The 25,501-nt window shown below is 58.0% G+C and carries 30 protein-coding genes and 1 pseudogene; 17 read left to right on the top strand and 14 right to left on the bottom strand.

From position 1 onward, the window contains the following. Positions 1 to 128: 128 nt before the first annotated feature. Positions 129 to 1,109, top strand: coding sequence for a recombinase zinc beta ribbon domain-containing protein (locus tag AC5XE7_RS15335; protein WP_495917835.1), 981 nt, complete (start codon positions 129 to 131; stop codon positions 1,107 to 1,109). 210 nt (positions 1,110 to 1,319) lie between these two features. Here the strand turns inward: AC5XE7_RS15335 and AC5XE7_RS15330 are convergent, their stop codons facing one another. After that, positions 1,320 to 5,744, bottom strand: a complete 4,425-nt coding sequence (locus AC5XE7_RS15330) for a sacsin N-terminal ATP-binding-like domain-containing protein (RefSeq protein ID WP_495366592.1) — start codon at positions 5,742 to 5,744, stop codon at positions 1,320 to 1,322. Between the two features lie 564 nt (positions 5,745 to 6,308). Here AC5XE7_RS15330 and AC5XE7_RS15325 point away from each other — a divergent pair. Genes AC5XE7_RS15325 through arsH form a run of 5 tightly spaced genes read left to right on the top strand, consistent with a single transcriptional unit; the run spans position 6,309 to position 9,394 of the window. Beyond that, entirely contained in the window at positions 6,309 to 6,671 is a 363-nt protein-coding gene (locus AC5XE7_RS15325) for an ArsR/SmtB family transcription factor (RefSeq protein ID WP_183827035.1), read from the top strand. Continuing rightward, a complete protein-coding gene (locus AC5XE7_RS15320) occupies positions 6,664 to 7,203 on the top strand; it encodes an arsenate reductase ArsC (protein ID WP_193731095.1) in 540 nt (179 codons plus the stop codon). The genes AC5XE7_RS15325 and AC5XE7_RS15320 overlap by 8 nt, the downstream gene beginning before the upstream one ends. 8 nt (positions 7,204 to 7,211) lie before the next feature. Next, positions 7,212 to 7,637 carry an arsenate reductase (glutaredoxin) gene (gene arsC, locus AC5XE7_RS15315; RefSeq protein ID WP_024846003.1) on the top strand — a complete coding sequence of 142 codons (426 nt, stop codon included), beginning with the start codon at positions 7,212 to 7,214 and terminating at the stop codon, positions 7,635 to 7,637. Between the two features lie 9 nt (positions 7,638 to 7,646). After that, entirely contained in the window at positions 7,647 to 8,702 is a 1,056-nt protein-coding gene (gene arsB / locus AC5XE7_RS15310) for an ACR3 family arsenite efflux transporter (RefSeq protein ID WP_024846004.1), read from the top strand. Beyond that, positions 8,702 to 9,394 carry an arsenical resistance protein ArsH gene (gene arsH / locus AC5XE7_RS15305; protein ID WP_036748515.1) on the top strand — a complete coding sequence of 231 codons (693 nt, stop codon included), beginning with the start codon at positions 8,702 to 8,704 and terminating at the stop codon, positions 9,392 to 9,394. Before arsB ends, arsH begins: the two co-directional genes overlap by 1 nt. 149 nt (positions 9,395 to 9,543) lie before the next feature. Here arsH and AC5XE7_RS15300 read toward each other — a convergent pair whose 3' ends face one another. From AC5XE7_RS15300 to AC5XE7_RS15280, 5 genes are all read right to left on the bottom strand, one after another. After that, positions 9,544 to 9,711, bottom strand: coding sequence for a hypothetical protein (locus AC5XE7_RS15300; RefSeq protein ID WP_495366593.1), 168 nt, complete (start codon positions 9,709 to 9,711; stop codon positions 9,544 to 9,546). A 67-nt stretch (positions 9,712 to 9,778) separates the two neighbouring features. Next, a complete protein-coding gene (locus AC5XE7_RS15295) occupies positions 9,779 to 10,171 on the bottom strand; it encodes a hypothetical protein (RefSeq protein ID WP_040673268.1) in 393 nt (130 codons plus the stop codon). 74 nt (positions 10,172 to 10,245) lie between these two features. Beyond that, on the bottom strand, positions 10,246 to 11,880 hold the full coding sequence (groL, locus tag AC5XE7_RS15290) for a chaperonin GroEL (protein WP_009452380.1): 1,635 nt from the start codon (positions 11,878 to 11,880) through the stop codon (positions 10,246 to 10,248). A 51-nt stretch (positions 11,881 to 11,931) separates the two neighbouring features. Continuing rightward, entirely contained in the window at positions 11,932 to 12,249 is a 318-nt protein-coding gene (locus tag AC5XE7_RS15285; protein WP_009452379.1) for a co-chaperone GroES, read from the bottom strand. A 208-nt stretch (positions 12,250 to 12,457) separates the two neighbouring features. Next, positions 12,458 to 12,757 (bottom strand): hypothetical protein, encoded by a 300-nt coding sequence (locus AC5XE7_RS15280; RefSeq protein WP_040673267.1) that lies wholly within the window; start codon positions 12,755 to 12,757, stop codon positions 12,458 to 12,460. Between AC5XE7_RS15280 and AC5XE7_RS15275 the strand changes: the two genes are divergently transcribed. Genes AC5XE7_RS15275 through AC5XE7_RS15245 form a run of 7 tightly spaced genes read left to right on the top strand, consistent with a single transcriptional unit; the run spans position 12,756 to position 15,129 of the window. Further along, positions 12,756 to 13,019 (top strand): hypothetical protein, encoded by a 264-nt coding sequence (locus AC5XE7_RS15275; protein ID WP_040673266.1) that lies wholly within the window; start codon positions 12,756 to 12,758, stop codon positions 13,017 to 13,019. The genes AC5XE7_RS15280 and AC5XE7_RS15275 overlap by 2 nt on opposite strands. After that, positions 13,016 to 13,318: a hypothetical protein gene (locus AC5XE7_RS15270; protein WP_193731096.1), complete on the top strand. Its 303-nt coding sequence runs from the start codon at positions 13,016 to 13,018 to the stop codon at positions 13,316 to 13,318. Before AC5XE7_RS15275 ends, AC5XE7_RS15270 begins: the two co-directional genes overlap by 4 nt. Beyond that, positions 13,311 to 13,454 carry a hypothetical protein gene (locus AC5XE7_RS15265; RefSeq protein ID WP_009452376.1) on the top strand — a complete coding sequence of 48 codons (144 nt, stop codon included), beginning with the start codon at positions 13,311 to 13,313 and terminating at the stop codon, positions 13,452 to 13,454. Before AC5XE7_RS15270 ends, AC5XE7_RS15265 begins: the two co-directional genes overlap by 8 nt. Positions 13,455 to 13,490: 36 nt before the next feature. Then, a complete protein-coding gene (locus AC5XE7_RS15260; RefSeq protein WP_040673278.1) occupies positions 13,491 to 13,733 on the top strand; it encodes a hypothetical protein in 243 nt (80 codons plus the stop codon). Further along, entirely contained in the window at positions 13,730 to 14,059 is a 330-nt protein-coding gene (locus AC5XE7_RS15255) for a hypothetical protein (RefSeq protein ID WP_009452374.1), read from the top strand. The genes AC5XE7_RS15260 and AC5XE7_RS15255 overlap by 4 nt, the downstream gene beginning before the upstream one ends. Further along, positions 14,056 to 14,331, top strand: a complete 276-nt coding sequence (locus AC5XE7_RS15250; RefSeq protein ID WP_009452373.1) for a DUF1488 family protein — start codon at positions 14,056 to 14,058, stop codon at positions 14,329 to 14,331. The genes AC5XE7_RS15255 and AC5XE7_RS15250 overlap by 4 nt, the downstream gene beginning before the upstream one ends. A gap of 12 nt (positions 14,332 to 14,343) precedes the next feature. After that, complete coding sequence (locus tag AC5XE7_RS15245) at positions 14,344 to 15,129, top strand: transglutaminase-like domain-containing protein (RefSeq protein ID WP_495366594.1); 786 nt, start codon at positions 14,344 to 14,346, stop codon at positions 15,127 to 15,129. A 59-nt stretch (positions 15,130 to 15,188) separates the two neighbouring features. On the opposite strand, the gene AC5XE7_RS15240 is transcribed toward AC5XE7_RS15245, so the two are convergent. Next, positions 15,189 to 16,327, bottom strand: a protein-coding gene (locus AC5XE7_RS15240; protein WP_495366595.1) for an IS3 family transposase whose coding sequence is annotated in 2 segments (ribosomal slippage) — positions 15,189 to 16,069 and positions 16,069 to 16,327 — 1,140 coding nt in all. Because the reading frame shifts where the segments join, the coding sequence is not laid out codon by codon here. An 81-nt stretch (positions 16,328 to 16,408) separates the two neighbouring features. Here AC5XE7_RS15240 and AC5XE7_RS15235 point away from each other — a divergent pair. Continuing rightward, positions 16,409 to 16,609 (top strand): annotated as a pseudogene (locus tag AC5XE7_RS15235) (TrbI/VirB10 family protein); the annotation flags it as partial. Further along, the gene (locus tag AC5XE7_RS15230) at positions 16,606 to 16,902 is read left to right on the top strand and encodes a DUF2274 domain-containing protein (protein ID WP_287941781.1); all 297 of its coding nucleotides are present in this window, start codon (positions 16,606 to 16,608) and stop codon (positions 16,900 to 16,902) included. The pseudogene AC5XE7_RS15235 and the gene AC5XE7_RS15230, both read left to right, overlap by 4 nt. Here the strand turns inward: AC5XE7_RS15230 and AC5XE7_RS15225 are convergent. The 6 genes from AC5XE7_RS15225 to AC5XE7_RS15200 form a co-directional block, all read right to left on the bottom strand. Further along, positions 16,895 to 17,368: a Ros/MucR family transcriptional regulator gene (locus tag AC5XE7_RS15225; RefSeq protein ID WP_287941783.1), complete on the bottom strand. Its 474-nt coding sequence runs from the start codon at positions 17,366 to 17,368 to the stop codon at positions 16,895 to 16,897. The two genes, AC5XE7_RS15230 and AC5XE7_RS15225, sit on opposite strands and share 8 nt — an antisense overlap. Before the next feature lie 112 nt (positions 17,369 to 17,480). Continuing rightward, positions 17,481 to 18,491: a LysR family transcriptional regulator gene (locus AC5XE7_RS15220; RefSeq protein ID WP_287941785.1), complete on the bottom strand. Its 1,011-nt coding sequence runs from the start codon at positions 18,489 to 18,491 to the stop codon at positions 17,481 to 17,483. Between the two features lie 440 nt (positions 18,492 to 18,931). After that, positions 18,932 to 19,618, bottom strand: a complete 687-nt coding sequence (locus tag AC5XE7_RS15215) for an acyl-homoserine-lactone synthase (protein WP_495366596.1) — start codon at positions 19,616 to 19,618, stop codon at positions 18,932 to 18,934. 37 nt (positions 19,619 to 19,655) lie between these two features. After that, positions 19,656 to 20,399 (bottom strand): autoinducer binding domain-containing protein, encoded by a 744-nt coding sequence (locus AC5XE7_RS15210; protein WP_495366597.1) that lies wholly within the window; start codon positions 20,397 to 20,399, stop codon positions 19,656 to 19,658. 368 nt (positions 20,400 to 20,767) lie between these two features. Further along, positions 20,768 to 21,274: a GNAT family N-acetyltransferase gene (locus AC5XE7_RS15205; protein ID WP_287941791.1), complete on the bottom strand. Its 507-nt coding sequence runs from the start codon at positions 21,272 to 21,274 to the stop codon at positions 20,768 to 20,770. 228 nt (positions 21,275 to 21,502) lie between these two features. Next, positions 21,503 to 21,724 (bottom strand): helix-turn-helix domain-containing protein, encoded by a 222-nt coding sequence (locus AC5XE7_RS15200; RefSeq protein ID WP_287941792.1) that lies wholly within the window; start codon positions 21,722 to 21,724, stop codon positions 21,503 to 21,505. Between the two features lie 209 nt (positions 21,725 to 21,933). Between AC5XE7_RS15200 and AC5XE7_RS15195 the strand changes: the two genes are divergently transcribed. Next, positions 21,934 to 23,193, top strand: coding sequence for a threonine synthase (locus AC5XE7_RS15195; RefSeq protein WP_287941794.1), 1,260 nt, complete (start codon positions 21,934 to 21,936; stop codon positions 23,191 to 23,193). Between the two features lie 420 nt (positions 23,194 to 23,613). On the opposite strand, the gene AC5XE7_RS15190 is transcribed toward AC5XE7_RS15195, so the two are convergent. Continuing rightward, complete coding sequence (locus AC5XE7_RS15190; RefSeq protein WP_287941797.1) at positions 23,614 to 24,264, bottom strand: tyrosine-type recombinase/integrase; 651 nt, start codon at positions 24,262 to 24,264, stop codon at positions 23,614 to 23,616. A gap of 191 nt (positions 24,265 to 24,455) precedes the next feature. On the opposite strand from AC5XE7_RS15190, the gene AC5XE7_RS15185 reads away from it, so the two are divergent. Further along, positions 24,456 to 25,445 carry a nucleotidyltransferase family protein gene (locus tag AC5XE7_RS15185; protein ID WP_495366598.1) on the top strand — a complete coding sequence of 330 codons (990 nt, stop codon included), beginning with the start codon at positions 24,456 to 24,458 and terminating at the stop codon, positions 25,443 to 25,445. The last annotated feature ends 56 nt before the right edge of the window (positions 25,446 to 25,501 follow it).

The raw sequence follows: 25,501 nt of genomic DNA, 5'->3' as shown, positions 1-25,501 counted from the left end.
CCCCGTGCCACAACGGGAAGTACGGCGATATGCGCGCCATCTGGCACTCGCTCAGCAGAAACAAATCACCCATCACGGCCTCCTTCAGCAAAGACCGTGAATCACAGATCAAACCAAATTAATAGGTCCTGAGCCTAGCGCCAATCCACGCTATCCTGACCCGTACCACCTATATCGGCGAGCATAGGTTCAACACACGCTCGCATAAAAACCGGGAGAAGAAGCCGGAGAGCGAGGTCGCCATCATGGCGGTGCCGCCCCTGATCGAGCGCGAGATATTCGACGCTGTGCAAGCGCGTTTGAAGTCGCGCGATCCTTTGGTAACGCCCGCACGTGTTTCCAGCGGCCCCACATTGCTGACGGGTATCTGTTTCTGCGCCAAGTGCGGGGGCGCCATGACACTTCGCACGGGTAAGGGAAGCGCAGGACAGACATATCGCTACTACACCTGCTCGACCAAGGCACGACAGGGGAATACTGGTTGCAGGGGGCGAGCGATTCCGATGGGTAAGCTCGATCATCTCGTCGCCGATCATATTGGAGATCGGCTGCTCCAGCCCAAGCGACTGGAAACAATCCTTGCCAGCGTCATCGACAGGCGGCAGGAGCGCGTTGAGCGTCGCCGAGCGCATCTAGCCGAGCTTAACAGGCGAATCACAGATACTGACCAACGGATGGGCCGCCTGTTTGACGCTATCGAAGGTGGAATGATCGACAAAGACGATGCCATGGCTAAAGAACGCATGGCAGGCCTCAAGGCATTACGGGATCAAGCCGTAGCCGATGCCGAGCGCACGCAGCTCGCGCTAAACAGTTCAGGCGATCAGGGTGTCACCCCCGACATGCTCAAGGCATTCGCCAGCAAGGCCCGCGAACGGATACGGCTCGACAGTGGCGGCTATCACCGCGACCACCTGCGCGCTCTGGCGCAGCGCGTCGAGGTTGCTGACGATGAGGTTCGTATAATGGGATCGAAGTCAGAGCTGCTGCAAACGCTGGTCGCCGCTTCAAGCGTAGAAACGGCGGCGTTCGGCGTTCATAGTTCTGTTCTGAAATGGCGCACCTCACCGGGTGAAGATGACAGCTACGTCTACGCTATAGCCCTATAAAATAGGGCGAACCAAAACGCTCGTAAGTCACTGAAATACCGGCCATTCGTGCGCAGATTTGACCACGTCATGCTACGGCTAACGTCTTGGTCTGGCCTAAGCAAACGCTCGCTGCACAACACAGGCACGGTCGGTTGATGTTACGGGACGATGTCCACCGTTCAATAAACGAAAGAAAACAGACTTCGAATATGTAAACACGAATTCAGGTCATTCCTCTGAGTTCCCAAACGGGATCAGGACCAAAGGCGCCTCTGTCAACGCGACTAGCTTCACACCGTTCAATGGGCGGACGGTCGCACGATTGGCCGGATCGAATATCAACCGCACCTCGTCCTGATAGCCATCCTCAAGGCCGCTGACCAAAGCCAAGATGAAGTCGTTGCCGCGTTCCTTGGCGCGCTGGTATTCGACGTTGGACATCTCGATAGAACTCTGCGGCGCGCGGCCGGTCGCTTTCATTTCCACAAAGGTCTTCCAGTCGATTGCGCCGTCAGCCCCCACTCCATGCCGGTTGCGGAAATCAACCAGCAGTTCCTCCGCCGAGGTTTCCAACGCCTGCGTCAGCAACTCCCAGCCACGTTGCTCCAGATCACGATCGGTGTAGGCCGTTGGCGCCGTGTGCGATCCGAGATTGGACGGCTTTGTCGGAGGCGGTGCCTCATGCAGCTTCGGTTTTGCCGGTGGTGGCGCCGCAGGCTTCGGATAGCCGCCTGGCACCACCGTGGCGCCCAAAATGGGACCAACACTATTCTTAAGGGTTCGGGGCTTCACGGACGGGCCTTTCCCACCGGGTGTGCTCACCGAGATTTTCTTTTTCGGGGCGGCGTTGATCTTGGCAGCGCGACCTTCCATCGCCTGTGAGTGTTCCTCGTCAGATGCGAGGCGAATGGCTTCGGCTGTGGTCTCGCGCGCTTCCTGCCAAGCCACCACCCATTCGGCCTCGATGCCGCGGCGCGAGGCATGCGGGAACAACGACGCGATGGCATGGCCACCGTATTCGCGCTTGGGCAGGGCCTCGTCCCAGACATGCAATTCGAGTGGATCGCGCATCATCAATGCGTGAAGTTGGATCGAAATTTTCACCTCTGACAATTCCTTGTCCATTGCCCGAACCGCAATTGGACCGGAGTATACGCACAACGGAATCTCCCGCAGCGCGTCCCAACTGATCGCCATGCGCTGGCGCACATCTGGATCGTTGCGCGCTAGTTCATCGGAGAGATGATCGACCGCCTGCCGGAAGTGCGTGCGCATGCCATCACCACGATCATGGGCCGTCTCGCGATCGTCCGCAACGACCAAGGTGGGCTCGTTGCGCGTCACCCCTGTGAAAACCACGAATGACGCCAGCTCGCGAAGGTCGCAAGGCGGCGTCCAGAACTTCTTGACGGGCAACGCCTTCGCCAATTGAGATCTCAGTTCGGATTCCTCGACCAGGAAAATGGGCCGCTCGGTCTCCCAACGATCACCGCAATATAGCGGCAGGGTTTTCATGCGCTCACGGTGCCGTCGCTCCGCATTGGCCAGCAGGGGCTCCATATAACGATATACGTCGATCAGGCGTGACGTGACCCCGACGTCATAAGCTTGCCCCACCAGCGACTTCAGGAACGTAAGGCAGTCATCGAGCGTAGGCTCTCGCACATCCAAGGCCGACCAGAGGCTGGCCAAGGCCGGTCCACCTGGCACGAAGCGCGAGCGGTCATGAAAGACATCCTTGCCGCGCATCAGCTCGTTTGGCCTGCGCCAAGCATTGCCGCCGACGTGGATAAGCCCCTGGTTTTCCGTGAAAGCTTTGCGCAAATCCTGGACGGTCATATCGCCGATGCGGGTGTTCCACACGACCGCGCGGGGCACGTATTTCGCAATATTGCGATAGATCGCCATGACCTGCCCGTCATCGATGGCCTCGACCCCATCGCGCGTCTGGCGCAGCATCTTGACGAGATCGCTGACACGCACCGAGGTGACCAACCCAAGCGTCGCCGCGAAGTCCGCGCTAAAATCCCCCAGATCGATGCCAACCGCGAAGGCGGTGCTGATGTAGAGCGTTTGCGTCTCTTGAGTCTTCACCACGGCTTCGTTCGGCGTCACCAACTCGCCCTTGCCGATCGCCACCCACCGCGTCTCACGCAATTGGATCAGCCATTGCGCGGTGACAGGTGCCCTTGGATAAACGTAGACACGCGCCTCGTGCTGCGAGGCCACCATTTTGCGGTTGGCGTAAGACCGCTCCCAGGCGCGCGCCATGGCCTTGAACAAGGCTGGGCTTCTCGCGCGTACGTCCTTCTTGGAGAGCTTGGGGAATGCGGCAAGAACGCGTTCGAGATCGGGACTGATCCAATCGGCCGGCACTTGCTCGGCCTGGGCCGCGCGGAGTTCCTGGGTTCGCGTCGTGCTGCCCCAACGGACCAATCCGGTTTGCTTCAGTCGCGGCGCGTTCTCCACGCCAAGCAAAGCGAAGAACTTGCGCGGGCCCCGCGAGATGGTTCCATCAGCGCGCTTACGCTGCGCGCGAGTGGCGCCAGTCTTCAGTTTCTCATCGTACTTGGCGGAGATCCACTGAATGCCCGGTACATTCCCAGCCGCTGTGGGCCAATTGGGGAAATCGCTGTCCAACGTCTTGCATAGATAAGCTTCCGTCGGACGCACCTTCTGCCGGTGCATCTTGCCACTCTTATAAACGAAGCCGTCCACCATCAGCGCTGCGCCCACAGCATGACCGATCTCATCCGCGCGGCGATCGCTCAGTTCATCGAAACGATTGCGAAGCTCGCGCAATTCTTCGTCCTCGATCTCTAGCGGCGTCGCCGCGAATCGCTCCGCGAAGGCTGAGAGTTCGGTCGACGCATCGACACTTGTTCGGAACGCCGCGTGTTTATCCAGCCACTTCACCGCGACATCGCCATCCTTCTCGATACCGTATTCGGCATGCAGGCGATCCAGCAGGCTCCACCGTAAGGAAAACAGTGAAAACTCTCCGCCTAGAACGAGCGGCTTGGCCGTAGCGCCTTTGGGCTTGCAGACCACTGCGCGCCCTTCATCAGTCAGCCAGAACGGCACATCGAATAGTTCCTCATCGGCGTGGGTCTCTACCAACACGCGCGCGGCTTTCACCCACCAACTTGGTTCCTTCGGTTGAAACAGCGATTGCTTGAAGCCCTCAAGCAGCTCCGTGGTGCCAACAGTGGCGCAGACTCCGATTTCATCGAGCACTGTGCGCCACCTACCGCCCGCATCGCGAACATCGCGCGGCAGCGCCCGTGATCCTTCGGCCAGTGCCTCGATATCGGCGTCGGTCAGAAGATCGCTTAGACCGGCATGTTCATAGGCGATATCCGACAAGGCGACGGATGCGCCGCTGATAAGGATTGCCGCATGCTCGCCAAGCCAAGTTCGCGCGGTTTCGAATGATTTCGCGAAACAACCGCGCAGCCAACGGTCCCCTTCGTTACCGATGTACTCGGCAGCGACCGGCACGAAGCGCCAAGCTTCCTTGGGCGCCGCCAGCATACGGCCATACGCGATCTCACCAAGCACATCGCCGCATCGCTCAATCAGCCAGTTGTTCCACTTGCTTTCGATCAAGGCTTCGCGCGTGGTGCTGGGATCGAATTGCGCGTCGAGCGAAAATGACAGGTTCACCGCGACACGCGTCTTGAAGCCTATATAAAGACTGCCCGCGCCCATCGTGCTCGGCACGGCGATGGAAATTTGCGTTACCTCCGCGCGCGCCTTGTGAGCTGGATGCAGATGATCTGGCACAGGCAAGGTCGCGCGCCACACGGTCCACGACGCTGCCGTGCTCTGCACCTCGCGTCTCGATAGCGCGGTGATGGAGGCGTGGCCGCCAACCATGGCGATGTTTTCCCACGCGCGGAATCTTAGTGTGCGGCCTTCGAGGGTCGTGCCGGTGAGATCGCACCAGCGGAAACTCGAAACCCAGGTTAGGAAGATTAGGCCGTCATCCTCCCACTCCGCGAACCAGGCTTTCAGCCCCTCGTCGCTGAAATCCGGTTTCAGGCGTAAGACGATCATTGTGTCGGTCGCGGGATCGTAGAAGCCGGGCAGCGGTCCTTCCGCTGGCACGACTTGGACCGAAAGCTGATCTCCGGAAAAATGATATGGCGCCGAATGGATTGCGAGATGATCTGCAATGCGCTTGAGCGTCTTTAGGCCAATGCCAAACCGCCCGCGCTGATCAGTTCTGTTAGTCTTGGTGGTCACGAATGGCAGCGCCATACCCAGCACGTGCTGGCAGGCAACCGGCTGACCATTATGCACGATCAATAGCTCACGACTGGCATTCGTGTCGCGGAACGCGAAGCGCACTTCCGACGCGCGTAGATCATCCGCGTTTTGGAGCACTTCCGTCAGGCCTTGAAACGGCTCAACGTTCAAATCCTCTGCGGCGGCGGCCGCGCCGCGCATCATCCTTTTCAAGGCACCGGGTGATGATGCCAAAGCATTCGCCAATCCCGTCACCACGGCATCGGCGAATTCGGGAGTGCGCCTGTCGATCAGATCATCGACATCCGGCTGATCGTCCCAGATCATCCGCGCGGCGCTGGCACCCAGGTCGGCGTCGCTCTCGGCCGCACTCGGTGATGAAAGAACCCCTACTTCGTACATCTCTTAAAGTGCCCCTGGAATTATGCACGTTCAAAGATTAGCAAGACTAAAGCAACCGTCTAATTGTTGGGGCGAGAGTCAAGCCCGATAGCGGCGGCCATCCGGGCACAAACTTGTGGCAACGCCTTGTGGCTAGGAAGTCTGCTTCTGGGATGCGCCTATCACCAGTTCGGCGATATGGGCGAATAGCGGTCGGTCAAAGCCCCATAAACCACGTCTGCGCAGGGTCAAAATCGACCAATCGACCGGAAGCGATTCGAACTTTTTTATCGCCAAACACCGCCGTTTCTACGCTTTTTCGCGCAAGGACCATCTCACACCCTTTGCGTGGGCGTAGTTTCGGCGGTTATCGGCCTTAATAGAGGGCAATCGGCGGAATTTGGCGCGCCATACCGGGTGATGATGAGAACTATATCTACTCTATTCCCCTCCATAGCCCTCCTTAAGGCTGTTGCCGCCGCCAACGCGGCCTCACTCGGTTAGGCCATCGCGAATTTCCGCTAGCACTCAGCGGCATTCTGCCATATGAGTTATCTCAATGATTCTTGAGTTATTGAGATTATGATGCACGAGAAGCAAGCCCTCAATGCCTTCGCCGCGCTGTCGCAGGAAACGAGATTGCGCATCGTCCGGCTGCTGGTGACTGCCGGCCCGGAAGGCATGTCGGCCGGAGCAATCGGCGAAGCGATGGATGGCGCATCTTCGTCCCGTATGTCGTTCCATCTGAGCCATCTCGAACAGGCCGGGCTTGTCGAGTCCCGCCGTGACGGGCGGTCGATCATCTACAGCGCCGCGCTGACCACGCTGGCCGGTCTCGTCGAATTCCTCATGCGCGATTGCTGTCAGGGCCACCCGGAGGTCTGCAATCCGGCAATGGCCGCGCTGTCTTCCTGTTGCGAACCCACGAAAGGAACCTCCCATGTCTGACGGACAAGAGCATCGCGTCTTCAACGTCCTGTTCCTCTGCACCGGCAACTCGGCACGCTCGATCCTCGCGGAAAGCATCCTGAACAAGGATGGCGAGGGTCGCTTTCGTGCCTTTTCTGCGGGTTCGCAACCGAAGGGGACGATCAATCCCTTCGCGCTGAAGGTATTGAAGAGTTTCGACTACCCCTCTGAAGGCTTCCGCTCGAAGGGTTGGGAGGAGTTCGCGGGGCCTGACGCGCCTGTCATGGATTTCGTGTTCACCGTCTGCGACAACGCTGCCGGCGAAGCCTGCCCGGTCTGGCCCGGCCAGCCCATGACCGCCCATTGGGGTATCGAAGATCCGGCGGCCGTCGATGGACCGGATATCCAGAAGGAAGCCGCCTTCGTTGCGGCCTTCCGCTACATGAAGAACCGTATCTCGGCTTTCACGTCCCTACCGGTCGCCAGTCTCGACAAGGCGTCGCTGCGCACTAAACTGACCGAGATCGGCCAGTCCGATGGCGCGTCGTCTCCACGCAACAGCGCAGCGTGAAGCCGGCCATGGACGTCATCATCTATCACAATCCCGATTGCGGCACCTCGCGCAACACGCTGGCGATGATCCGCAATGCGGGCGTCGAGCCGCATGTCATCGAATATCTGAAGACACCGCCGTCGCGCGAGATGCTGACCCGACTTATTGCGCGCATGGGCATATCGGTGCGGGAACTGCTGCGCGAGAAGGGCACGCCCTATGCGGAACTGGGCCTTGGCGACCCGGCTTTGAGTGACGCGCAGTTGCTCGACGCCATGATGGCGCATCCCATCCTGATCAACCGACCCATCGTCGTCAGTCCGAAGGGCGTCAAGCTCTGCCGGCCGTCCGAGGACGTGCTCGACCTGTTGCCGCCGCAGCGCGGCGCGTTCGTCAAGGAAGATGGCGAGCGGGTGATCGACGAACACGGTCGGCGCGTGGCCACGACCTGAGGGAATTGCATGTCTACCTTCGAACGCTATCTCACCCTTTGGGTCGCATTGTGCATCGTCGTTGGCATCGCGCTCGGCCACTTCCTGCCGGGCGCATTTCAGGCCATCGGCGCGATGGAAATTGCCAGCGTCAACTTGCCCGTCGCCGTGCTGATCTGGCTGATGGTCATCCCCATGCTGCTCAAGATCGACTTCGCAGCACTGGGCGAGGTCGGCCGCCACTGGCGCGGCATCGGCGTGACGCTGTTCATCAACTGGGCTGTGAAGCCGTTCTCGATGGCGCTGCTGGGATGGCTGTTCATCGGCTGGCTGTTCCGCCCCTATCTGCCGGCGGACCAGATCGACAGCTACATTGCCGGCCTCATCATCCTTGCCGCCGCACCCTGCACGGCCATGGTGTTCGTCTGGTCGAACCTGACGAAAGGCGAACCGCATTTCACCTTGAGCCAGGTTGCCCTCAACGACGCCATCATGGTCGTCGCCTTCGCGCCCATCGTCGGCCTGCTGCTGGGCCTGTCAGCCATCACCGTGCCATGGGGCACACTGGTCCTGTCGGTGGTGCTCTATATCGTCATTCCCGTTATCATCGCGCAGATCATCCGTCGCCGGATGCTGGCGAGCGGCGGGCAGGCCGCGCTCGACCACCTGCTTGCAAAGCTCGGCCCGGCCTCCCTCGTTGCGCTGCTGGCGACGCTGGTTCTGCTCTTCGGGTTTCAGGGCGAGCAGATTATCGCGCAGCCCGCAATCATCGGCCTGCTGGCCGTGCCGATCCTGATTCAGGTCTATTTCAACTCCGGTCTTGCCTATCTGCTCAACCGGCTGGCCGGCGAGCAGCATTGCGTGGCTGGACCCTCGGCGCTAATCGGCGCATCGAACTTCTTCGAACTGGCGGTTGCCGCCGCCATCAGCCTGTTCGGCTTTCATTCGGGCGCGGCGCTCGCCACCGTGGTCGGCGTGCTGATCGAAGTGCCGGTGATGCTCTCGGTCGTCTGGATCGTGAACCGCTCCAAAGGCTGGTATGAGCGCGGCGGCAAGGTGTCCGAACTTGCGAAAGAGCAGCGTTGATGCCGGGCGATCTTCCCAATCTTGCTGCCGGCTGCGTTGCTACTCCCAGCCTTGGTCGGCTGCGCGTAACCGAACCCTCTACCCATCCGCCGCGTATCCTGCTGCTATATGGCTCGCTCCGCGCGCGATCCTACAGCCGTTTCCTGACATACGAGGCCGAGCGCCTGCTGAAACATTTCGGGGCGGAAACACGCATCTTCAATCCGTCCGGCCTGCCGCTGCCGGACGGCGCTCCCGTCGATCATCCCAAGGTGCAGGAGCTTCGCGAGCTCTCGCTCTGGTCGGAAGGTCAAGTCTGGACCAGCCCGGAGCGTCACGGTGCGATGAGCGCGGTGATGAAGGCACAGATCGACTGGATTCCCCTTTCGGTCGGCGCGGTAAGGCCGACGCAGGGCCGGACACTCGCCGTCATGCAAGTCTCCGGCGGCTCGCAGAGCTTCAACGCCGTCAACCAGATGCGGGTGCTCGGCCGCTGGATGCGGATGGTGACGATCCCCAACCAGTCGTCCGTCGCCAAAGCATATCAGGAGTTCGATGAAGCCGGCCGGATGATACCATCGTCATATTATGATCGAGTGGTCGACGTGATGGAGGAGTTGGTGAAGTTCACGCTGCTAACGCGCGATGTATCATCCTACCTGACCGACCGCTATTCCGAGCGAAAGGAAAGCAGCGACGTTCACCTCCGATGACGAACGGCACTGTCGGATACCTGCTTTAAGGTGCATGGAGCGATTCTCTGCCGCGCCGAACTCACCGGAAGTATTCTGTCTATCGGGAGCTGTGCGAGTGAAGTTGAAGGTTATGCCACTGGGGAGCTCAGCCCGAAAATTCCGACAACTCAAATGAGCCGGTTGTCCTCGGCCTTCTGGCGGGCGCGGCGACGTGTGCCGTCGGTGTCCGCCTTCCGGTGACGTTCGGCAGCCGCCTTGCGGATCTGCTCGAAACGATTGTCTTCGACCTGCGGGGCTATCGGCGGCATATCTGTCTTCTTGACAAACGAAATCATTGCTGACGTTCCTTCCTGGGGCGGGTGGAAACGCCCTGGCGCCTGCCTGAGCGCTTTAAGCGGGGTATTATGCGCCAAGTCCGGTGACACAGCCCTGGACTCCAAGCCGGTCGGCAGTCGTCTGGCCCGGCATCGTTGCCCAGCCACCGGCTTCGACGAACTGCCGTTTCTTGTAGCTGTCGGATATAGCCTTGAACTCAGCAAGTTTCGCGGCCGCATCCGGCGCTGCGTTGAACCGTTCAACGCATATGGCGGACGCCAGTTCGCCACGCGCCGTGTCGCCAGCGGTCACGGCCATCTTCTGTGATGTGCCGCCGGTGACCCAGCCGCCCCAGGCGAATCCGACGACGATCGTTGCGATGATCGCGGCGATGCATGCCCAGACCAGCATGGTCTTTGAAGGTTGGTAGTTCTCCCAACGGCGGGAGAGAGACGGGTTCGTTGTGCTCTGCGTAGCCATGGTGGTCTTCCTTCCAGATTGTGGTGAGGATTGCTTCATCCGACCGTGCCGGCCGAACGGTTCAGGCACTGCTCTCAGTATCCCATTCCACCCATGCCACCGTTGCCGGCCGTTAACGTGGAATCCTTCGCTGGGACGTCGGCGATCATCGCCTCGGCGGTGATCAGGAGCGCCGCGATCGAGCCGGCGTCCTGCAGGGCGGTTCTGACAACCTTGGCGGGATCGACGATGCCGGCCTTGATCATGTCGACATAGGTTTCGGTCTGGGCATCAAAGCCCTGGTTGGGGTCCTTGCTGTCCGTGAGCTTGCCGACCACGATCGAGCCCTCGACGCCTGCATTCTCGGCGATCTGTCGGACCGGCGCTTCAAGCGCCCGCCGCACGATCGAAATGCCTGCGGTTATATCGGCGTTGTCACCTGTCAGAGGGGCAAGCACCGCTATGGCACGCAGCAGCGCCACGCCGCCGCCCGGCACGATGCCTTCCTCGACAGCCGCGCGGGTGGCATTCAGCGCGTCATCTATGCGGTCCTTCTTCTCTTTGACCTCGGTCTCAGTCACGCCACCAACACGGATGACAGCGACGCCGCCGGCGAGTTTGGCCAGCCGCTCCTGCAGCTTCTCCTTGTCGTAGTCGGAAGTCGTTTCCTCGATCTGCGCCTTGATCTGGCTGATGCGCGCCGCGATGCTTGGCTTGTCGCCGGAGCCGTCGATGATTGTCGTGGTATCCTTCTCGATCACGATGCGCTTGGCACGGCCGAGCATGTCGAGCGTGACATTCTCCAGCTTGATGCCGAGATCCTCGGAGATTATCTGGCCGGCGGCCAGCACCGCGATGTCCTCGAGCATGGCTTTGCGGCGGTCTCCGAAGCCGGGAGCCTTGACGGCCGCTACCTTGAGGCCACCACGCAGCTTGTTGACGACCAGCGTGGCGAGCGCCTCGCCCTCGACGTCTTCGGAGATAATCAGCAGCGGCTTTCCGCTTTGCACCACTGCTTCCAGTACGGGCAGCATGGCCTGCAGATTGCCAAGCCTCTTCTCATGAATGAGGATGTAAGGGTCATCCAGTTCCACGCGCATCTTCTCGGGATCGGTCACAAAGTAGGGCGAGAGATAGCCGCGATCGAACTGCATGCCCTCGACCACGTCGAGCTCAGTCTCGGCCGTCTTGGCTTCCTCGACGGTGATGACGCCTTCGTTGCCGACCTTGTCCATCGCCCTCGCAATCATCTCGCCCACGGTCGCGTCGCCGTTAGCCGCGATCGTGCCGACTTGGGCGACCTCTGCCGACGACTTGACCTTCCTGGCGCGAGTCTGGATTTCCCTGACGACGGCAGCGACACCGAGATCGATGCCGCGCTTCAGGTCCATCGGGTTCATGCCGGCAGCGACCAGCTTGGCACCCTCGCGCAGGATGGAAGCGGCGAGAACCGTCGCGGTGGTGGTTCCGTCGCCGGCGAGGTCGTTGGTTTTCGAGGCCACCTCGCGCACCATCTGCGCGCCCATGTTCTCGAACTTGTCGGAAAGCTCGATCTCCTTGGCGACGGTCACACCATCCTTGGTGATGCGCGGCGCGCCATAGGCTTTGTCGATGACGACGTTGCGGCCCTTCGGCCCGAGCGTCACCTTGACGGCGTTGTTCAGCAGCTCGACGCCGCGCAGCATGCGGTCGCGGGCGTCATTAGAGAATCTGATTTCCTTGGCAGACATGATGTCGGGTCCAGTTCGGTTGTGAGGATCACAGGATCGGAAGCTGGCCGCTCAGGCACTTTTCCTGCTCGCAGCTTCGGTCTTCTCAACGATTCCCATGATGTCACTCTCCTTCATGATCAGAAGGTCTTCGTGATCGATCTTGACCTCGGTCCCGGACCATTTGCTGAACAGGATGAGATCGCCCGGCTTGACGTCGAGCGGGATCAGCTTGCCGCTTTCGTCGCGGGAACCTGGGCCGACGGCGATGACCTCGCCTTCCTGAGGTTTTTCTTTCGCGGTGTCGGGAATGATGATCCCGCCTTTGGATTTGAGATCGCCTTCCGCACGTCGAATGACGACGCGGTCATGGAGAGGCCGGAATTTCATGTGGGTTCTTTCTGAGGCCGGCGCATAGGGCGGCCCCCTCAGATACATAACCCCGTTGGCACTCGAATGATAGGAGTGCCAAATGTATTTCTTTGAAAAGGCGCAACTGGGAAAAATTTATGTCGCTTCTATCGATGCGATATTTGTTGTTTTCAATACGTATTTTCTGATTTTTCAATGCGATTTATTATTATGGAAGAGACATTATTCAATTCCAGATAAAATAATATCGACCCGCTCCTTGCTTACCGGGTAGGGACAGCCCATATATAAAACTCGTTGATTTGGCCGACTTGGCTTTTTGCGGTGTCAGAGACCCGCCATTCACCACCGAATTCTCGATAGCGAATGCATCAAGCGCCGACCCGGCGCGCATATCGCTCTGTTCGAACCTTGGAATGAACGCGCCGCTGACCACGGATGTACTGGCAGCACGGAAATTCGTTCCGGTTCGAACGGGAATGATGCAGGAGGCGCGTTTGCGTGCTCCTGCGGAGGTATCGACCATGACAACGCGCACCACACAAACCATCGTCCGGTTCTCCGCACCCTTCATGCTGCCCGGCTTCGACGCCGCACAGCCCGCCGGCGAATATCGCGTGGACCAGGATGAGGAACTGCTGGAGGTATCCTCCCGCCTCGCCTGGAGACGTGTCGGCGCCTTCATCCACCTGCCCGCCATCGGCATTGATGGCCACACACATCAGATGGCGTCGATCGATCCCGCCGATCTCGACGCCGCTCTCGAAAAGGATCACCAACAATCATGATATCGACCAACCCAATCCGACGCACGATCCGTCCCGCCCGCCACGAGGCTCCTGCTCATCTCTTCGCGATCGGACAGGCTGTCCGGCTCAAGGGCGATTTCATGAGACCAGCTTTGCCCGGCGATATCTACCGCATAACCGGCAGACTGCCGGCACGGGGAGATTCACTGCAATATCGCATCCGCAACGACGACGAACGCCATGAGCGAGTGACGACGCAGGACAGCCTCGAGCCGGTCGACATGTCGCAATCCGGTAATGGCGCAACTCTCATCGAAAGGACGTTCGGACATGGCTAAAGGCCAGAAACGAAGCAATCGCGAGATCAGAAAGCCGAAGCAGGAGAAGGCTCCGCCAAAGCCTGAAAGCACCTTCGGCAACCAGATCAAGGTCGCTGCAAATGCCAACGCGTCTCAAGGCAAAGGTAAGCACTGAGGCAGTGTTGCTCCGGCTGAAAGCGCAATGGGCGCCATGAAAGTTGTCATCGAGTTTTACCGCACGCGGGAGACAGATGACGCCCATGCCGTCGTGGGCCGAGAGGCGGTGGAAGCCGTCGATCTCGCTAACGCCATTGAGATTGCGCACCTGCTTTCACAGACGCTCGACATGCCTCAACGACCCGACGCCATCGCGATCACCGACTTATTCGGTAACGCGCTGTTTTCCGGCATCATTGATGCCGACGTGACCACTAGAGAAAGGCCACGATCATGACCCGATACATAGATGAAATCGAACGGGAGCGGCACGACCGCGCGATCAGCGTCTGGGACAATGAAGGCGGTGCATCCGCCCGCGCACCAGGCGACGAACAATATGGCCGCCGGATCGAAGCCGACCGGTCCTGGACCATCTATCATGTCTTCACCGGCGTTCCAGCCAGCCGCGAAGGGCAGGAGATGATCGGCCTTAGCCACTCGGCCGCAACCGACGGGATGCTTTCCCTCAATCGTCGGAATGATGTGCGACGCAAGGAGCACATGAACGGGTTTATGCGTGTACCACTGCTGCTGCAAACGGCAAGGGCAGATCAACGATGACCCTTGAATTCCTGAACCCCAGCCGCAGCTTCGACGAAGTGCGCAACGCCATTCGCTTTATCGGGCACGACGGCATGTTCGAAGTGCCGTTCTTTGTCGAAGTGGAAGCGCTCGCCAGGTCCCCTGCTGAATTGCGCAGCACTGAGGTGTCGGAAGAGATGTATCTCTCGACCTTCGATGCGACGCGCAGTTCGATCCACGATGTCGCCCGCGAGGCCTACTCGCATCGTCGCCAAACCTCCTATACGCTGACCGCTGCCGATTTCCGGTAAAGACACCACTCAATGCTGATCCGCTACGGGTATGAGATCACACTGACCTGCCAGCAGCCGACAGCCCTGGTGTGTCTGCTGTCGGTGCACGAGGATCGCGCGGCTGACATACGGGTGCCGGAGACGACGTTCACCACACCCGATGTGCACGTATCGACCTACCGCGATCTCTTCGGCAACAAATGCCGGCGGCTGGTCGCGCCTGCGGGCGACCTGACCATGTGGGGTGATGCCACGATCGAGGACGACGGCAGGCCGGACGGGATTGTGCCGGGTGCCCGGGAACTGCCGGTGCCGGACTTGCCGGACGATTGCCTCGTCTACCTCATGGGCAGCCGCTACTGCGAAACCGACCGTCTCAGCCAGACCGCTTGGGACCTGTTCGGCAAGATGCCGCCCGGTTGGAGCCGGGTGCAGGCGATCTGCGATTTCGTCCACAACCACATCCGCTTCGACTACATGCAGGCTCGATCTACGCGGACGGCGTTCGAGGCGTTCCATGAGCGCGTTGGCGTTTGTCGCGATTTCGCGCATCTTGCGGTCACGTTCTGCCGATGCCTCAACATCCCCGCTCGCTATGTCAACGGCCATCTCGGCGACATTGGTGTGCCGGTTGTCGATCCCATGGATTTCAGCGCCTGGATGGAAGTGTTCCTCGATGGCGAATGGCACACCTTCGATCCGCGCAACAACGTCCCTCGGATCGGCAGAATCGTGGTGGCGCGCGGCCGCGACGCAGCCGACATACCGCTCGTCAATTCCTTCGGACCACACGTCCTGAAGGGGTTTAGGGTATAGAGGTGGCTCGGTTTGTCTGAACAGCTTCGGGCGTTTCGCTAAGTGGATTTCCGCCTCGATTATGCCGCCACCATCATTGGTGTCAGCGCGTTGAAGTAGGCCTGATCCGGCGTCCGCCGGTCAAGGGATGAATGTGGGCGTCTGGTGTTGTAGAAGTTCAGATATCGGCCGATGCCAGCGCGTGCCTCGGACACAGTCTTGTAGGCAAGGAGGTAGACTTCCTCGTATTTGATCGAACGCCAGAGCCGCTCGACGAAGACATTGTCTCGCCACGCACCCTTGCCATCCATCGAGATGGCGATCTGTGACCTCTTCAGCACGGCGGTGAAGTCGATGGAGGTGAACTGCGATCCCTGGTCGGTATTGAAGATTTCCGGCCTGCCATGACGGGCAAGTGCCTCCTCCACCGCCTCGATGCAGAAGGCTGCTTCCATCGTGATCGACAACCGCCATGACAAGACCTTCCGGCTGAACCAGTCCACGACGGCGCACAGATAGACAAATCCCCGCGCCATGGGGATGTAGGTCAGGTCCATTGCCCAGACCTGATTGGGCCGGGTGACTGCCAGCTTTCGTAGGAGGTAGGGATAAATTTTGTGCCCTGGCGCTGGTTTCGAGGTGTTCGGGCGGCGGTAGATCGCCTCGATGCCCATCTTCTTCATCAGCGTGGCGACGTGTCGCCGCCCGGTCTCCAGACCTTCTCCTCTCAAGAGCCCTTGCAACATCCGACTTCCGGCAAAGGGGTAGTCGAGATGCAATTCGTCAATCCGGCGCATAAGGGCCAGATCGCCGTCAGACACCGGACGAGGCAGATAGTAGACGCTGCCACGGCTGAAGCCGAGAAGCTTCGCCTGGCGCACGACGGATAGCTTGTGCTCGCGGTCGATCATTTCTTTCCGCCCAGCAATCCCGCCTTGCCGAGCGCACCGGATAAAAAATCGTTCTCCAGTGTCAGTTCGCCGATTTTCGCGTGCAGCGTTTTGACATCGATGGTCGGACCCGACGGCTCCGCTTTCGTTTCATCGCCGAACACACCTGTCGCCCCCTCAAGGAGCTGGTCTTTCCATTGCTTGATCTGGTTGGCGTGCACATCGAACTGCTGGGACAACTCCACCAGCGTCTGCTCACCTCTGATGGCGGCAAGTGCCACCTTCGCCTTGAAAGCCGGGCTATGGTTCCGGCGCGGTCGTCTCGTCATGGTCTCTCCTGTTCCCGGCATCTAAGCCGAAGTCAGGCAGAAACTCCACTTATCCCCGCTGTGCAGATTTCCCGAGCCAGCTCTGAACTCGCGACAAGCGACGAGGGCCGCCTGGTCCGAGCCATCCGCGATGGAGCGCAGGACACCATCAATCAGACTGGGCAGCATATCGTCCAGCGTCAGTTGCAGGTCGCGCCGACGCTAACCATCCGGCCCGGATTTCCCTTCCGGGTCATTGTTTCGCGCGATTTAGTACTGGAACCTTACGGAGTATCGCAATGACCAATCTCAAGCTCGGCCCTTTGCCGAAAGCCGGCATGACACGCGTCACCATCGCGCTGACCGATCCACTCAAGGAAGAGCTCGACCTTTATGCCGCTGAACACAGCCGCCTCTACGAGCCGGTCGAGACGGCAGCTCTGATCCCGCATATGCTGGAATCGTTTCTGCGTTCGGATCGTGGATGGCGGAGCAGGAAAGCAAAAGCGGGGAAGCCGCAGTCGGGAGAAAACATGAAAGCTATGGCGCCACGGAACGCCGACGAGCCGCTACCCGAATTGCACAAGTTCAGGTGAATTTGAGGCTAAGCTTTTTGCGGCCTCGAGGCGTAGGAGCCGGCTCTTCCACCACCGCGCGTTTGCGACCCAGTCCGGTGCTTTTTGCCAGTGCCGACCGCTTCGCGGAGTAATTCGGAGCCACCATTGGGTAATCTATCGGCAGGCCCCATTTTTCCCGATATTGCTCCGGAGTCAAACCATGATGCGTCGTTAGGTGGCGCTTCAGCGACTTGAACATCTTCCCGTCCTCCAGGCAGATGATGAAATCGGGCGTGATTGACTTCTTGATCGCGACTGCGGGAGCGGGCTTCTCTTCCACGGCAGGAGTGTTTCCTCTCTGGAGAGCAGAAATGGCAGCATGCGTCTCAGCAATAATCCTGGAAAGTTCCGATGCCGGTACAGAATTATTGCTGACATAAGCGCCAACGATCTCGGCCGTCAGTCCTGTCAGGTCCGTACGAGCTTCTGGAACAATAGCGGTCATTCTTTCCCTCATAGACAAAGCGATTCAAATCACTGATATAGATTATTCTATATGCGACAATATATGGCTTTTTAGCCGCACTGAAATGCTGATGTGAATCTTCAGAAAGGTGTTATTGGCAACTATTTCGGCTAGACGACAATCTCCGCGCAAAGCTGACGAACCAGCGCAGTGCAGGATTGTCATTGACCGGCGACCAGACCGCGCTAAAGGGAACAATGTCCTCCGGCGCTGACAACGGCCGCAGGGCAAGATCAGGAAACGTCATTCTGGTCCATCCTTCCGATACGACAGTGATCTCTCTGCCGAGCGCAATAGTGTGCATCAGCGTCTCCAGATCCATCGGCCGGTAAGTTATCTGCGGATAGGTGCTGTAGCCGGCGATCCTGCGCACAATGTAATCATGCATTTCCGGCCCGGGCTCCTGTCCACTTACGATGAACCGTTCATTCTCAAGATCGGGCCAGTCCACGCCGGCGCGCTCGGCCAGAGGGTGGTCCGCCGACATGGCGACATGGACGCGCTCATGCCAGAGCTCCTGCACGTCGCAATCGATCTGCGGGGCATTGCCGGTCAGGAAGGCGACGTCGATTTCCCGTGATCTGATCCTGGTAAGATGATCCCGCCGTCCCCCAGTGCGAACATCAAGGAAAATACCCGGATATTGCTTATCAAAGGCGGAGATCAACTCGCGCAAAAAGCCACCTGCAAGGGTAGTGATGATACCGATACGAACTGTCCCCAGTTCGACGCGTCCAGCGGCATTTGCATGATTTAGGGCCATCTCGATCATCTGAAGGGCGGGTAAGATCTCGTTGAGAAACCTTTCACCAGCATCGGTCAGGCGAACCCCGATCGACGTGCGTTCAAATAGCGATACGCCAATAGAATCCTCGAAATTCCGAACTCGCCGGCTCACGGTCGATACCTTGGTCTTCAGTGCCAAGGCACCACCCGTGAAGCTCATGCTCTCCGCCGAAGCCAGTATATATCGCAGCGGCCGTAGATCAAACGGCAAGCCCTTGTCAGGCCATCGGACAGAACGCGCCCATAATGGACTTCCGTCTACTCTTAGCGGCGCGCCCCTCCTCGCCTCAGCTCTCTTTGTTTGCCGCAACTTCATGCATCTGTGCTCCTCCGACAATCTGAGAATAGCTGGCTGGCTGATCGGCGACGGCTGACTCGTTCTTCTAAGCAGAAGCGCTAATTGGTCACGACAATTGTATTTGCCAGCGAGAGAGCAAAGGCCACACGAGGTCATTTCGCCTTTCTCTCGCGCTCGCCGATCCAATCTACACTTGAACGCCTGTGGTTGCCGTGCGGTGCTCAGTCAGGCGGGGCACCCGCCGTTCTCTATCCGCGCCTAGCAATAAATCGGAGAGGCACAGCGATTTCCCCCAGCACCAAACCTTTGCATCACGTCGCGCTGGCCGCACGGCGGCGCGCCACCGTTGCAACGATGGAAGGGGGCTTTCTGGAAGCATTTCGGTGCCGCGTTCACCGTGAGCGATCGGCGCGATTGCTTCGGTGACATGTGTTTACACAGGAATTTTCCTACATGCGTTATGCCTCGACAGCGATAGCCGGCGGTTGCGATTCCTGGCTGTCTTTTAATTGGCGCGCAGCAAGCACGCTGACATCGTCCAGTCCGTATACCGCACGTGATGACGCCAGCGCGGCCTGTATAACCTCAATCAACAGGCCGAGAATCGCGCCGTCGGGGTGTTCGATAGCCGGTCCCAACCTTGTCACCGGCCAGCCCAGCCGCTCCAGTCTATCGAGCCAGAAGGTTTCGCATACAACGCTGATTTGTCGGATGCCGAGCACAACGGCAGCTTCCAGCAAGCCGCAAAGAACGATGCCAGCAGCAAGAGAAGGTTCCCCTGGCTTGCGTAGCGATTGCGCAACGAAGATCCGTGTCCATTCGTAGATATCGTGGTCTCTTGGAATGCCTCCGTCGGCGAGCATCGGGAAGACGTCCGACAACAGATGCGGTTTCAGTGTGGGGACAAGGCGAGAACCCCCGCATACATCGCCATTGTCGTCGATACCGAGTAGGTAGATCGCATCCTCGTTATCGAATGCGTCTATTTCCAGAGGAATCGGCCTTTCAATCTGACACCAGTTTCGTTCACCGATATAAATCTGATGGCGAAGACGAAAATTGTGCTCCAGCGGCCCTTCATATGCCTTTCGGTTTGACCAATTGACGATGTGGATCTTGAACATGGCAGCGAACGCGTAGCCCACGTCCGCATTTTCAATCTATACTGGTTTTTTGGTATTGTTAGAGATGAACCTCGCCGCGCAATAACGCCTTGACCACTGCATGTGTTGAATTCGTCGCATTCAGTTTTTCGCGGATGTTGCGGAGGTGGCTTTCGACTGTCAGTTTCGAGATGGACAGAATACAACCTATGTCCTCGGCAGATTTGCCCGCAGCCGTCCAAGCCAGAATATCCCGCTCCCGATTGGTCAGTTCATTGTAAACTGGTTCGGCCACTGTACCGCGCAATCGCTGCAAAGACCGGAAGGCGTGGATGGACACAATTTCAAGGACAGGCAGGTCGTTTGTACCCAGAGCCACATGGTCTGCTGCCACTGTAACGACAGCAGGAGCCTTATAGGGTTCGTAAACAGGAACACATAATCCTTCCAGCATATCAAACTCAGTCGCCTCGTCCATGACACGTAACTGTTGGGGGGACATGCGCTCACGCGACAGCTCGCTCCACAGAAATGGTTTGCCAGCAATACGCGACCGCAGCACGCAAGGGTCATGGGAGAAATGATTGCTGTTGGTATAGTGATCGGACCATTCGGCCGGCCAGCCATCATACAAAACTGGTTGCGGCCAAAGTTTTTCGTCTACTCGAGGTAATCTTGTAATCAGCAAATAGCGGAAACCAAAGAGATGGACGAATGAAGTCAATTCTTCTACAACACCGCCGGATTCGACCTTTGCATCGATGCGTTCAAATACTTCTGCAATTTCTGATATCGCATCTACGTTCATGTCATAATCAATCAATGAATGAAAATTTTCTGACTCTTGCCAGACTAATCAGATAATTTGACTTAGCTCAACATCGTGGTTAAACAATGTTTATTATATTGCACATTTTTAGATTATTCACCTTGATATCTTGAGCTGATTAAATGGATGACGCTCAAGCGTCTATCATAGCATTGGTACAGCCGCATCAGGCTCTGGTGAGGAGATCGACGAGTCAAGTACACCCTATATTACTGTTCACATGTCGTCTCGATCACTGGATAGTACGACAGCGATGCTTCAGGTTGAGCCTGTAAGTTTGTCAGCGGGAGACGTCAAAAGCACGGCTGGGGTGCCATTCTTCGGAAATCACCTCTTAATGGGATTCGCCGCTCGGCGCGTGCTTATGTCGATTGTCGCAGCAGGTCGGATATCCGACACGACATGATGTCTTCCACCCCCAGCCTACCGTAGTGGGTTTCACCGGTATCCTGGAAACCACAGCGCAGATAAAATTCTTTTGCCGCGAAATTCTCGACGTTGACACTTAGCATCAGCATTGAAGCCTGCGGCCAGCGCGCTGCAATCCAATGGGCGGCGAGAATGACGGTCGTCTTTCCACATCCCCTTCCCTGCATATTCCCGCAGATGCGAAAGTTGTGAAGACTGACTGCATTCGGCACCGCCCAGCCGGGCAATGCATGCCCCTTGCGAAGCATCAGGAACCCGGCAATTTTTCGGTCTGCCATGATCAGGAATGGGACGTAGTCTTCGGAGGCCTGTCGGGCTTTCAAACGTTCCGCTATTGCTCCCATGCTTCCACCTGCGAAGTCTTCTTCCCGAGTGCTCAGCTCAATACCGGCGATGGTGGCAACTTCAGCATGTGTGATCTGCTTGAGAGAAACTTCCATACCAATGATCTCGTCACGAACATCATCGACAGCTTCTTGGCCACAATTGGGAGGTGCGAGATTTATCGCTATCGTCCCTGAATTCAACAATATGTTGCACTGTTGAGCCGTGACGAATTTCCCGAAGGCCAATGATTTGGCGATATCTGTACAAAAGATGCCAAATCGTATTCATCCTTTAGCGATCCGAAATACACAATTTTCGGGATTACCAGGGATGTTGCGGAGCTATTTGACGCTGGTTTGCTGTTCTTCTTTTTGTGAGTCAGGCTCTTTTAGCAAATCCGCCGGGTCAACATCGAGAGCATGTGCGAGTGCTGCGATGGTTTTAAGTGTCGAGTTGCGACGACCAGCTTCGGCGCCGCTGAGGTAGGCCCGAGGGCAATCAGCCAGATGAGCCAACTGTTCCTGCGATAAGCCTCGCTCCCGACGCAACCGCTGCAGGTTCACGCCAAATCTACCTAATATGTCCATGGGGCGAAGATTTCATTCGTTCACTATAATGCAACGCATTATAGTGAACATTCTCATTGACATCTCGCGGGCACATTGGTTGAACAGGGTGTTTGTCGTCGATCCCGACGACGTCCACCATGTCCGGTAATTTTGGCGCCGCTTGTGGCACATGCCGGGCCGTTGTAGACGGGAGTTTCGTCCAGATGAATATCATCGCGGGATATCGCTGCATTCGCTGCGGCATTCGGTATCCGGCCGATCTGAGGCTTGATACAAGGGGGTGCCCGAAGTGCCTTGAAACAGGTCCATCAAACCTGCGACCTCTTTACCTTGGCCGAAGCAAGTCCCTTGCCGACGCGAACAATCATGCAGGAAAATCCCTCTGGCAATATGCGTCGCGTCTTCCCTCATTTACTGGCGGGATCGTGTCGCTTGGCGAAGGCTTGACACCTCTGGTACCTGTTGGACGTATTGGTCAAACACTCGGTGTGCCGCACCTCTTCATCAAGGATGAGAGCCGTAATCCCACCTGGTCACACAAGGATCGCTTTTCGACCGTGGTGGTGTCGGCAGCTCTCAGTCAGGGAGCGAAGGTTGTGGCAACGGCGTCATCGGGTAATGCGGGAGCATCGCTGGCGGCTTATGCCGCCAAGGCAGGCCTGGAGTGTATCGTTGTGACATTCGCTGGCGCAGCCGGCGCCATGATCTCGCAAATCCGGGCATATGGAGCCTCGATTTTCCCGATGGCTCGGAAGACAGACAGATGGGCGCTTCTCGAAAAGGCCGCCGATCAACTGGGATGGTTTGTCACCTCCCCTTATCATCATCCAGTGATCGGCAGTCATCCGATTGGTATCGAAGGCTACAAGACGCTTGCCTACGAGATTGTCGACCAATCAGACGACTTGCCCGACTGGTGCATTTTGCCAGTTTGCTATGGCGATGCCCTGACCGGCATCTGCGCAGGATTTCAGGAATTGCTTGAGATGGGCAGGATCAGCCGTGTGCCCAGGCTCGTGGCGGCCGAGGTCCATGGCTCGTTGTCGGCGGCCCTTGAAAGTGGTTGCGACAAGATCGAAGAACAGGAGCAGGGGTTTGAAACCGTCGCTGTCTCGATCGGCACGACGCGCAGTACCTATCAGGCGCTGAAAGCGCTTCGGGATACGGGAGGTTGCGCGGTCCGCGTGTCTAACCACGAGATCAGGTCGATGCAGAGAATGCTGGCCGCCAAAGAAGGCATCTTTGCAGAACTGGCATCTGTCGCGCCTCTCGTCGCTGTTCAACGTCTGCGGGAGCGGCAGGGGATAGCTCATAACGACAGGGTGGTAGCGATCGTCACGGCAAGCGGATTAAAGGATCTCGATATCTCGATTGACGCTCCGAGGAGAGAGAAGCCATTGGTAAGCGTTGAGGACGCGTGGAAGCGGGCACTTGAGAGAACGAAAGCGGACGAAAGCGCCTAAAGCGAGAGGGCGCTCAAATCTTTACTTGCTTACGGAGCAAGTAAAGATGGTTGCATCCGCAGAGGACGAGTTTTTCTCATACAGACCAATTACATCCGATACGTACCAGCGATCGTCGGGACCCCGACTTAACGGGCTTTATGCAACATCAGCATGATCATTCGGCATAATGTTATTGGTTTCGTCCTCTCGGCGCCGTCCTGGCCTACCTCGGCCAAATATTCCTGAACGATGGGAAGTGGGAGACGACACAGGTCATCCGTGCGGCACTGATTAAAGAATCTACGACCGCCTATTCCTTTGCAAAACGGATCAGGCAGGGCTACGGCTACATGTGGTGGACGCCTCCTGAGGAAATCTGGGGTAAGCAGACATACGCGCGCTTCAAAAGCGACCCCGCCAACTTAAGCGAGGCCGCCATCAAGAAGGCGTATAGATTTCGGTCGTCTCGGCCAGGGACAGCGCATCATCGATATCGACGCCGAGATATCGAACCGTATTTTCGATCTTGGTGTGCCCGAGTAGGATCTGAATGGCTCGAAGATTGCCGGTAGCTTTGTATATCAGGGCTGCCTTAGTTCGCCAGAGCGAATGCGTTCCGTAGTCTTCTGGCCGGAGTCCGATCGCCGCTACCGACTCATCGACCAACCGCGCGTATTGCCGGGTGATTAGGTGACCATCTGGATTGACTCGACTTGGAAGGGCAAAGTCGTCGATACTGCCGTCCCGGCGTTCGAGCCACGCGAGCAGACTTGCGCGTGTGTCGGCAGTAAACTCGAACTGAACTGGCCTTCCCGTCTTCTGCTCGATCACCATTGATCGGTTGCGTATCGCCGAGCCGGATACAAGTGAACCGATCTCCATTTTTACGAGGTCGCAACCGCGAAGCTTGCTATCGATTGCGAGATTAAACAAAGCTCGATCGCGCATCCGACCTTCACGGTCGACGAAGAATCGGATCCGCGATATCTGCTTCCCTTTGAGCGGTCGTTTGACGCCAACCTGCTTACCTGCGTACCAAGCTGGTCGACCTCTCGCGGTCGGGTCATACTGTGAGATACCCCATGACACTTCTCCCGTTGGCCGTCATGGCCAATATTAAGATAGTGACGGTGCCGATAATGCCTGCTCTCGGGTTTCCGGGATAAAGTTGATCGGGTGCTTTTCCACCGAACATGCCTAGCAATTTGGATTTTTGATAGGTATTATGTGCCAAGCAAAAACTAAAAATGATAGGCATGACTCCACTCAGTAGTATCGCGATGAGCGCATATACCGATCTGGTGCGGCTCCTGAAGGACGATGCCGTGTCGGGCATCGACGGCAAACCTACCCTGAAACAACGCGGCGAAAAGGCCTATTGGTACGTTGCACGCCGCGTGGGATCAGAGATGCGCTTCTTTTACATAGGCGAAGACAGCGAGGCAACGCGAGCGCGCATCGACTGCATCGAGGCACTGCATGCGACCGCGAAGGAGCGGCAAGCTGAGCGTTCGCGGCTGGTTCGTCTGCTCCGGGCGGAGGGCATGACTCCAACCGACCGCGCGACTGGCTCCATCCTGTCTGCCATGGCAGACGCGGGAACGTTTCGGCTGGGCGGCACCATCGTCGGTACCAACGCGTTTCGCCTTTACGAAGGTGAGCTTGGCATCCGCCTGCCCTTGGGCGGTATGGCGAACACCGGTGACATCGACATCGCCCAATTTGAGAAGCTCAGCCTCGCTCTGGAAGATCAGGTAGATCCGGGTCTGGCCGAGACGTTCTCAACGCTGAAGTTCGACCCATTGCCAGGACTAGACCTGGGTCGTACGTGGCGCTGGGTGCAGGGTGGTAGTGGCCAGTTAGTTGAGTTCCTCACTCCCGCGTTCGGCGAGGAAACCATCCGCTACCTGCCTGCACTAGGCGTCAACGCTCAGGCACTAAACTACCTCAATTTCCTGATAGCCGAACCGATCCACGCAGCGGCCATCTATAGATCTGGCGTTCTCGTGCAGGTACCGCGGCCCGAGCGGTATGCGATCCACAAGCTGATCATCGCTGACCGGCGACGCGATGGTGCGGGAAGCTTGAAAGCCTCGAAGGACCGGGAGCAAGCCGCGTTTCTTATTGAGGCGATGGCGGAAGACCGGCCCGACGACCTGCGACGAGCCTATGTCACAGCCATGGACGTCGGCCCTCGGTGGCGCGAACACATATCGAACTCGCTGAAGCGCATGCACGACACGATGAATATCTTGAACGGTATCTCGTAGTCATTCGTAAGTCGGGATGTTCGGTGATGGCTGTGTCGCCGAGCTTGATGGTTCAG

Source organism: Aquamicrobium sp. YD-1-mutant5 (genome assembly GCF_059509755.1).
Note: the sequence above shows the minus strand (reverse complement) of the source record. Positions and strands in the feature narration are given on the sequence as shown.

Excerpts from the sequence above, each read along its gene's own strand:
- AC5XE7_RS15230 (WP_287941781.1), top strand. The coding sequence starts at position 16,606 with ATGACCAATCTCAAGCTCGGCCCTTTGCCGAAAGCCGGCATGACACGC.
- AC5XE7_RS15285 (WP_009452379.1), bottom strand. The coding sequence starts at position 12,249 with ATGAAATTCCGGCCTCTCCATGACCGCGTCGTCATTCGACGTGCGGAA.
- arsB (WP_024846004.1), top strand. The coding sequence starts at position 7,647 with ATGTCTACCTTCGAACGCTATCTCACCCTTTGGGTCGCATTGTGCATC.
- AC5XE7_RS15265 (WP_009452376.1), top strand. The coding sequence starts at position 13,311 with ATGGCTAAAGGCCAGAAACGAAGCAATCGCGAGATCAGAAAGCCGAAG.
- arsC (WP_024846003.1), top strand. The coding sequence starts at position 7,212 with ATGGACGTCATCATCTATCACAATCCCGATTGCGGCACCTCGCGCAAC.
- AC5XE7_RS15320 (WP_193731095.1), top strand. The coding sequence starts at position 6,664 with ATGTCTGACGGACAAGAGCATCGCGTCTTCAACGTCCTGTTCCTCTGC.
- AC5XE7_RS15325 (WP_183827035.1), top strand. The coding sequence starts at position 6,309 with ATGCACGAGAAGCAAGCCCTCAATGCCTTCGCCGCGCTGTCGCAGGAA.
- AC5XE7_RS15225 (WP_287941783.1), bottom strand. The coding sequence starts at position 17,368 with ATGACCGCTATTGTTCCAGAAGCTCGTACGGACCTGACAGGACTGACG.
- AC5XE7_RS15300 (WP_495366593.1), bottom strand. The coding sequence starts at position 9,711 with ATGATTTCGTTTGTCAAGAAGACAGATATGCCGCCGATAGCCCCGCAG.
- AC5XE7_RS15195 (WP_287941794.1), top strand. The coding sequence starts at position 21,934 with ATGAATATCATCGCGGGATATCGCTGCATTCGCTGCGGCATTCGGTAT.
- AC5XE7_RS15250 (WP_009452373.1), top strand. The coding sequence starts at position 14,056 with ATGACCCTTGAATTCCTGAACCCCAGCCGCAGCTTCGACGAAGTGCGC.
- AC5XE7_RS15220 (WP_287941785.1), bottom strand. The coding sequence starts at position 18,491 with ATGAAGTTGCGGCAAACAAAGAGAGCTGAGGCGAGGAGGGGCGCGCCG.
- AC5XE7_RS15330 (WP_495366592.1), bottom strand. The coding sequence starts at position 5,744 with ATGTACGAAGTAGGGGTTCTTTCATCACCGAGTGCGGCCGAGAGCGAC.
- groL (WP_009452380.1), bottom strand. The coding sequence starts at position 11,880 with ATGTCTGCCAAGGAAATCAGATTCTCTAATGACGCCCGCGACCGCATG.
- AC5XE7_RS15280 (WP_040673267.1), bottom strand. The coding sequence starts at position 12,757 with ATGGTCGATACCTCCGCAGGAGCACGCAAACGCGCCTCCTGCATCATT.
- AC5XE7_RS15255 (WP_009452374.1), top strand. The coding sequence starts at position 13,730 with ATGACCCGATACATAGATGAAATCGAACGGGAGCGGCACGACCGCGCG.
- AC5XE7_RS15245 (WP_495366594.1), top strand. The coding sequence starts at position 14,344 with ATGCTGATCCGCTACGGGTATGAGATCACACTGACCTGCCAGCAGCCG.
- AC5XE7_RS15295 (WP_040673268.1), bottom strand. The coding sequence starts at position 10,171 with ATGGCTACGCAGAGCACAACGAACCCGTCTCTCTCCCGCCGTTGGGAG.
- AC5XE7_RS15260 (WP_040673278.1), top strand. The coding sequence starts at position 13,491 with ATGAAAGTTGTCATCGAGTTTTACCGCACGCGGGAGACAGATGACGCC.
- AC5XE7_RS15205 (WP_287941791.1), bottom strand. The coding sequence starts at position 21,274 with ATGGAAGTTTCTCTCAAGCAGATCACACATGCTGAAGTTGCCACCATC.
- AC5XE7_RS15185 (WP_495366598.1), top strand. The coding sequence starts at position 24,456 with ATGAGCGCATATACCGATCTGGTGCGGCTCCTGAAGGACGATGCCGTG.
- AC5XE7_RS15275 (WP_040673266.1), top strand. The coding sequence starts at position 12,756 with ATGACAACGCGCACCACACAAACCATCGTCCGGTTCTCCGCACCCTTC.
- arsH (WP_036748515.1), top strand. The coding sequence starts at position 8,702 with ATGCCGGGCGATCTTCCCAATCTTGCTGCCGGCTGCGTTGCTACTCCC.
- AC5XE7_RS15270 (WP_193731096.1), top strand. The coding sequence starts at position 13,016 with ATGATATCGACCAACCCAATCCGACGCACGATCCGTCCCGCCCGCCAC.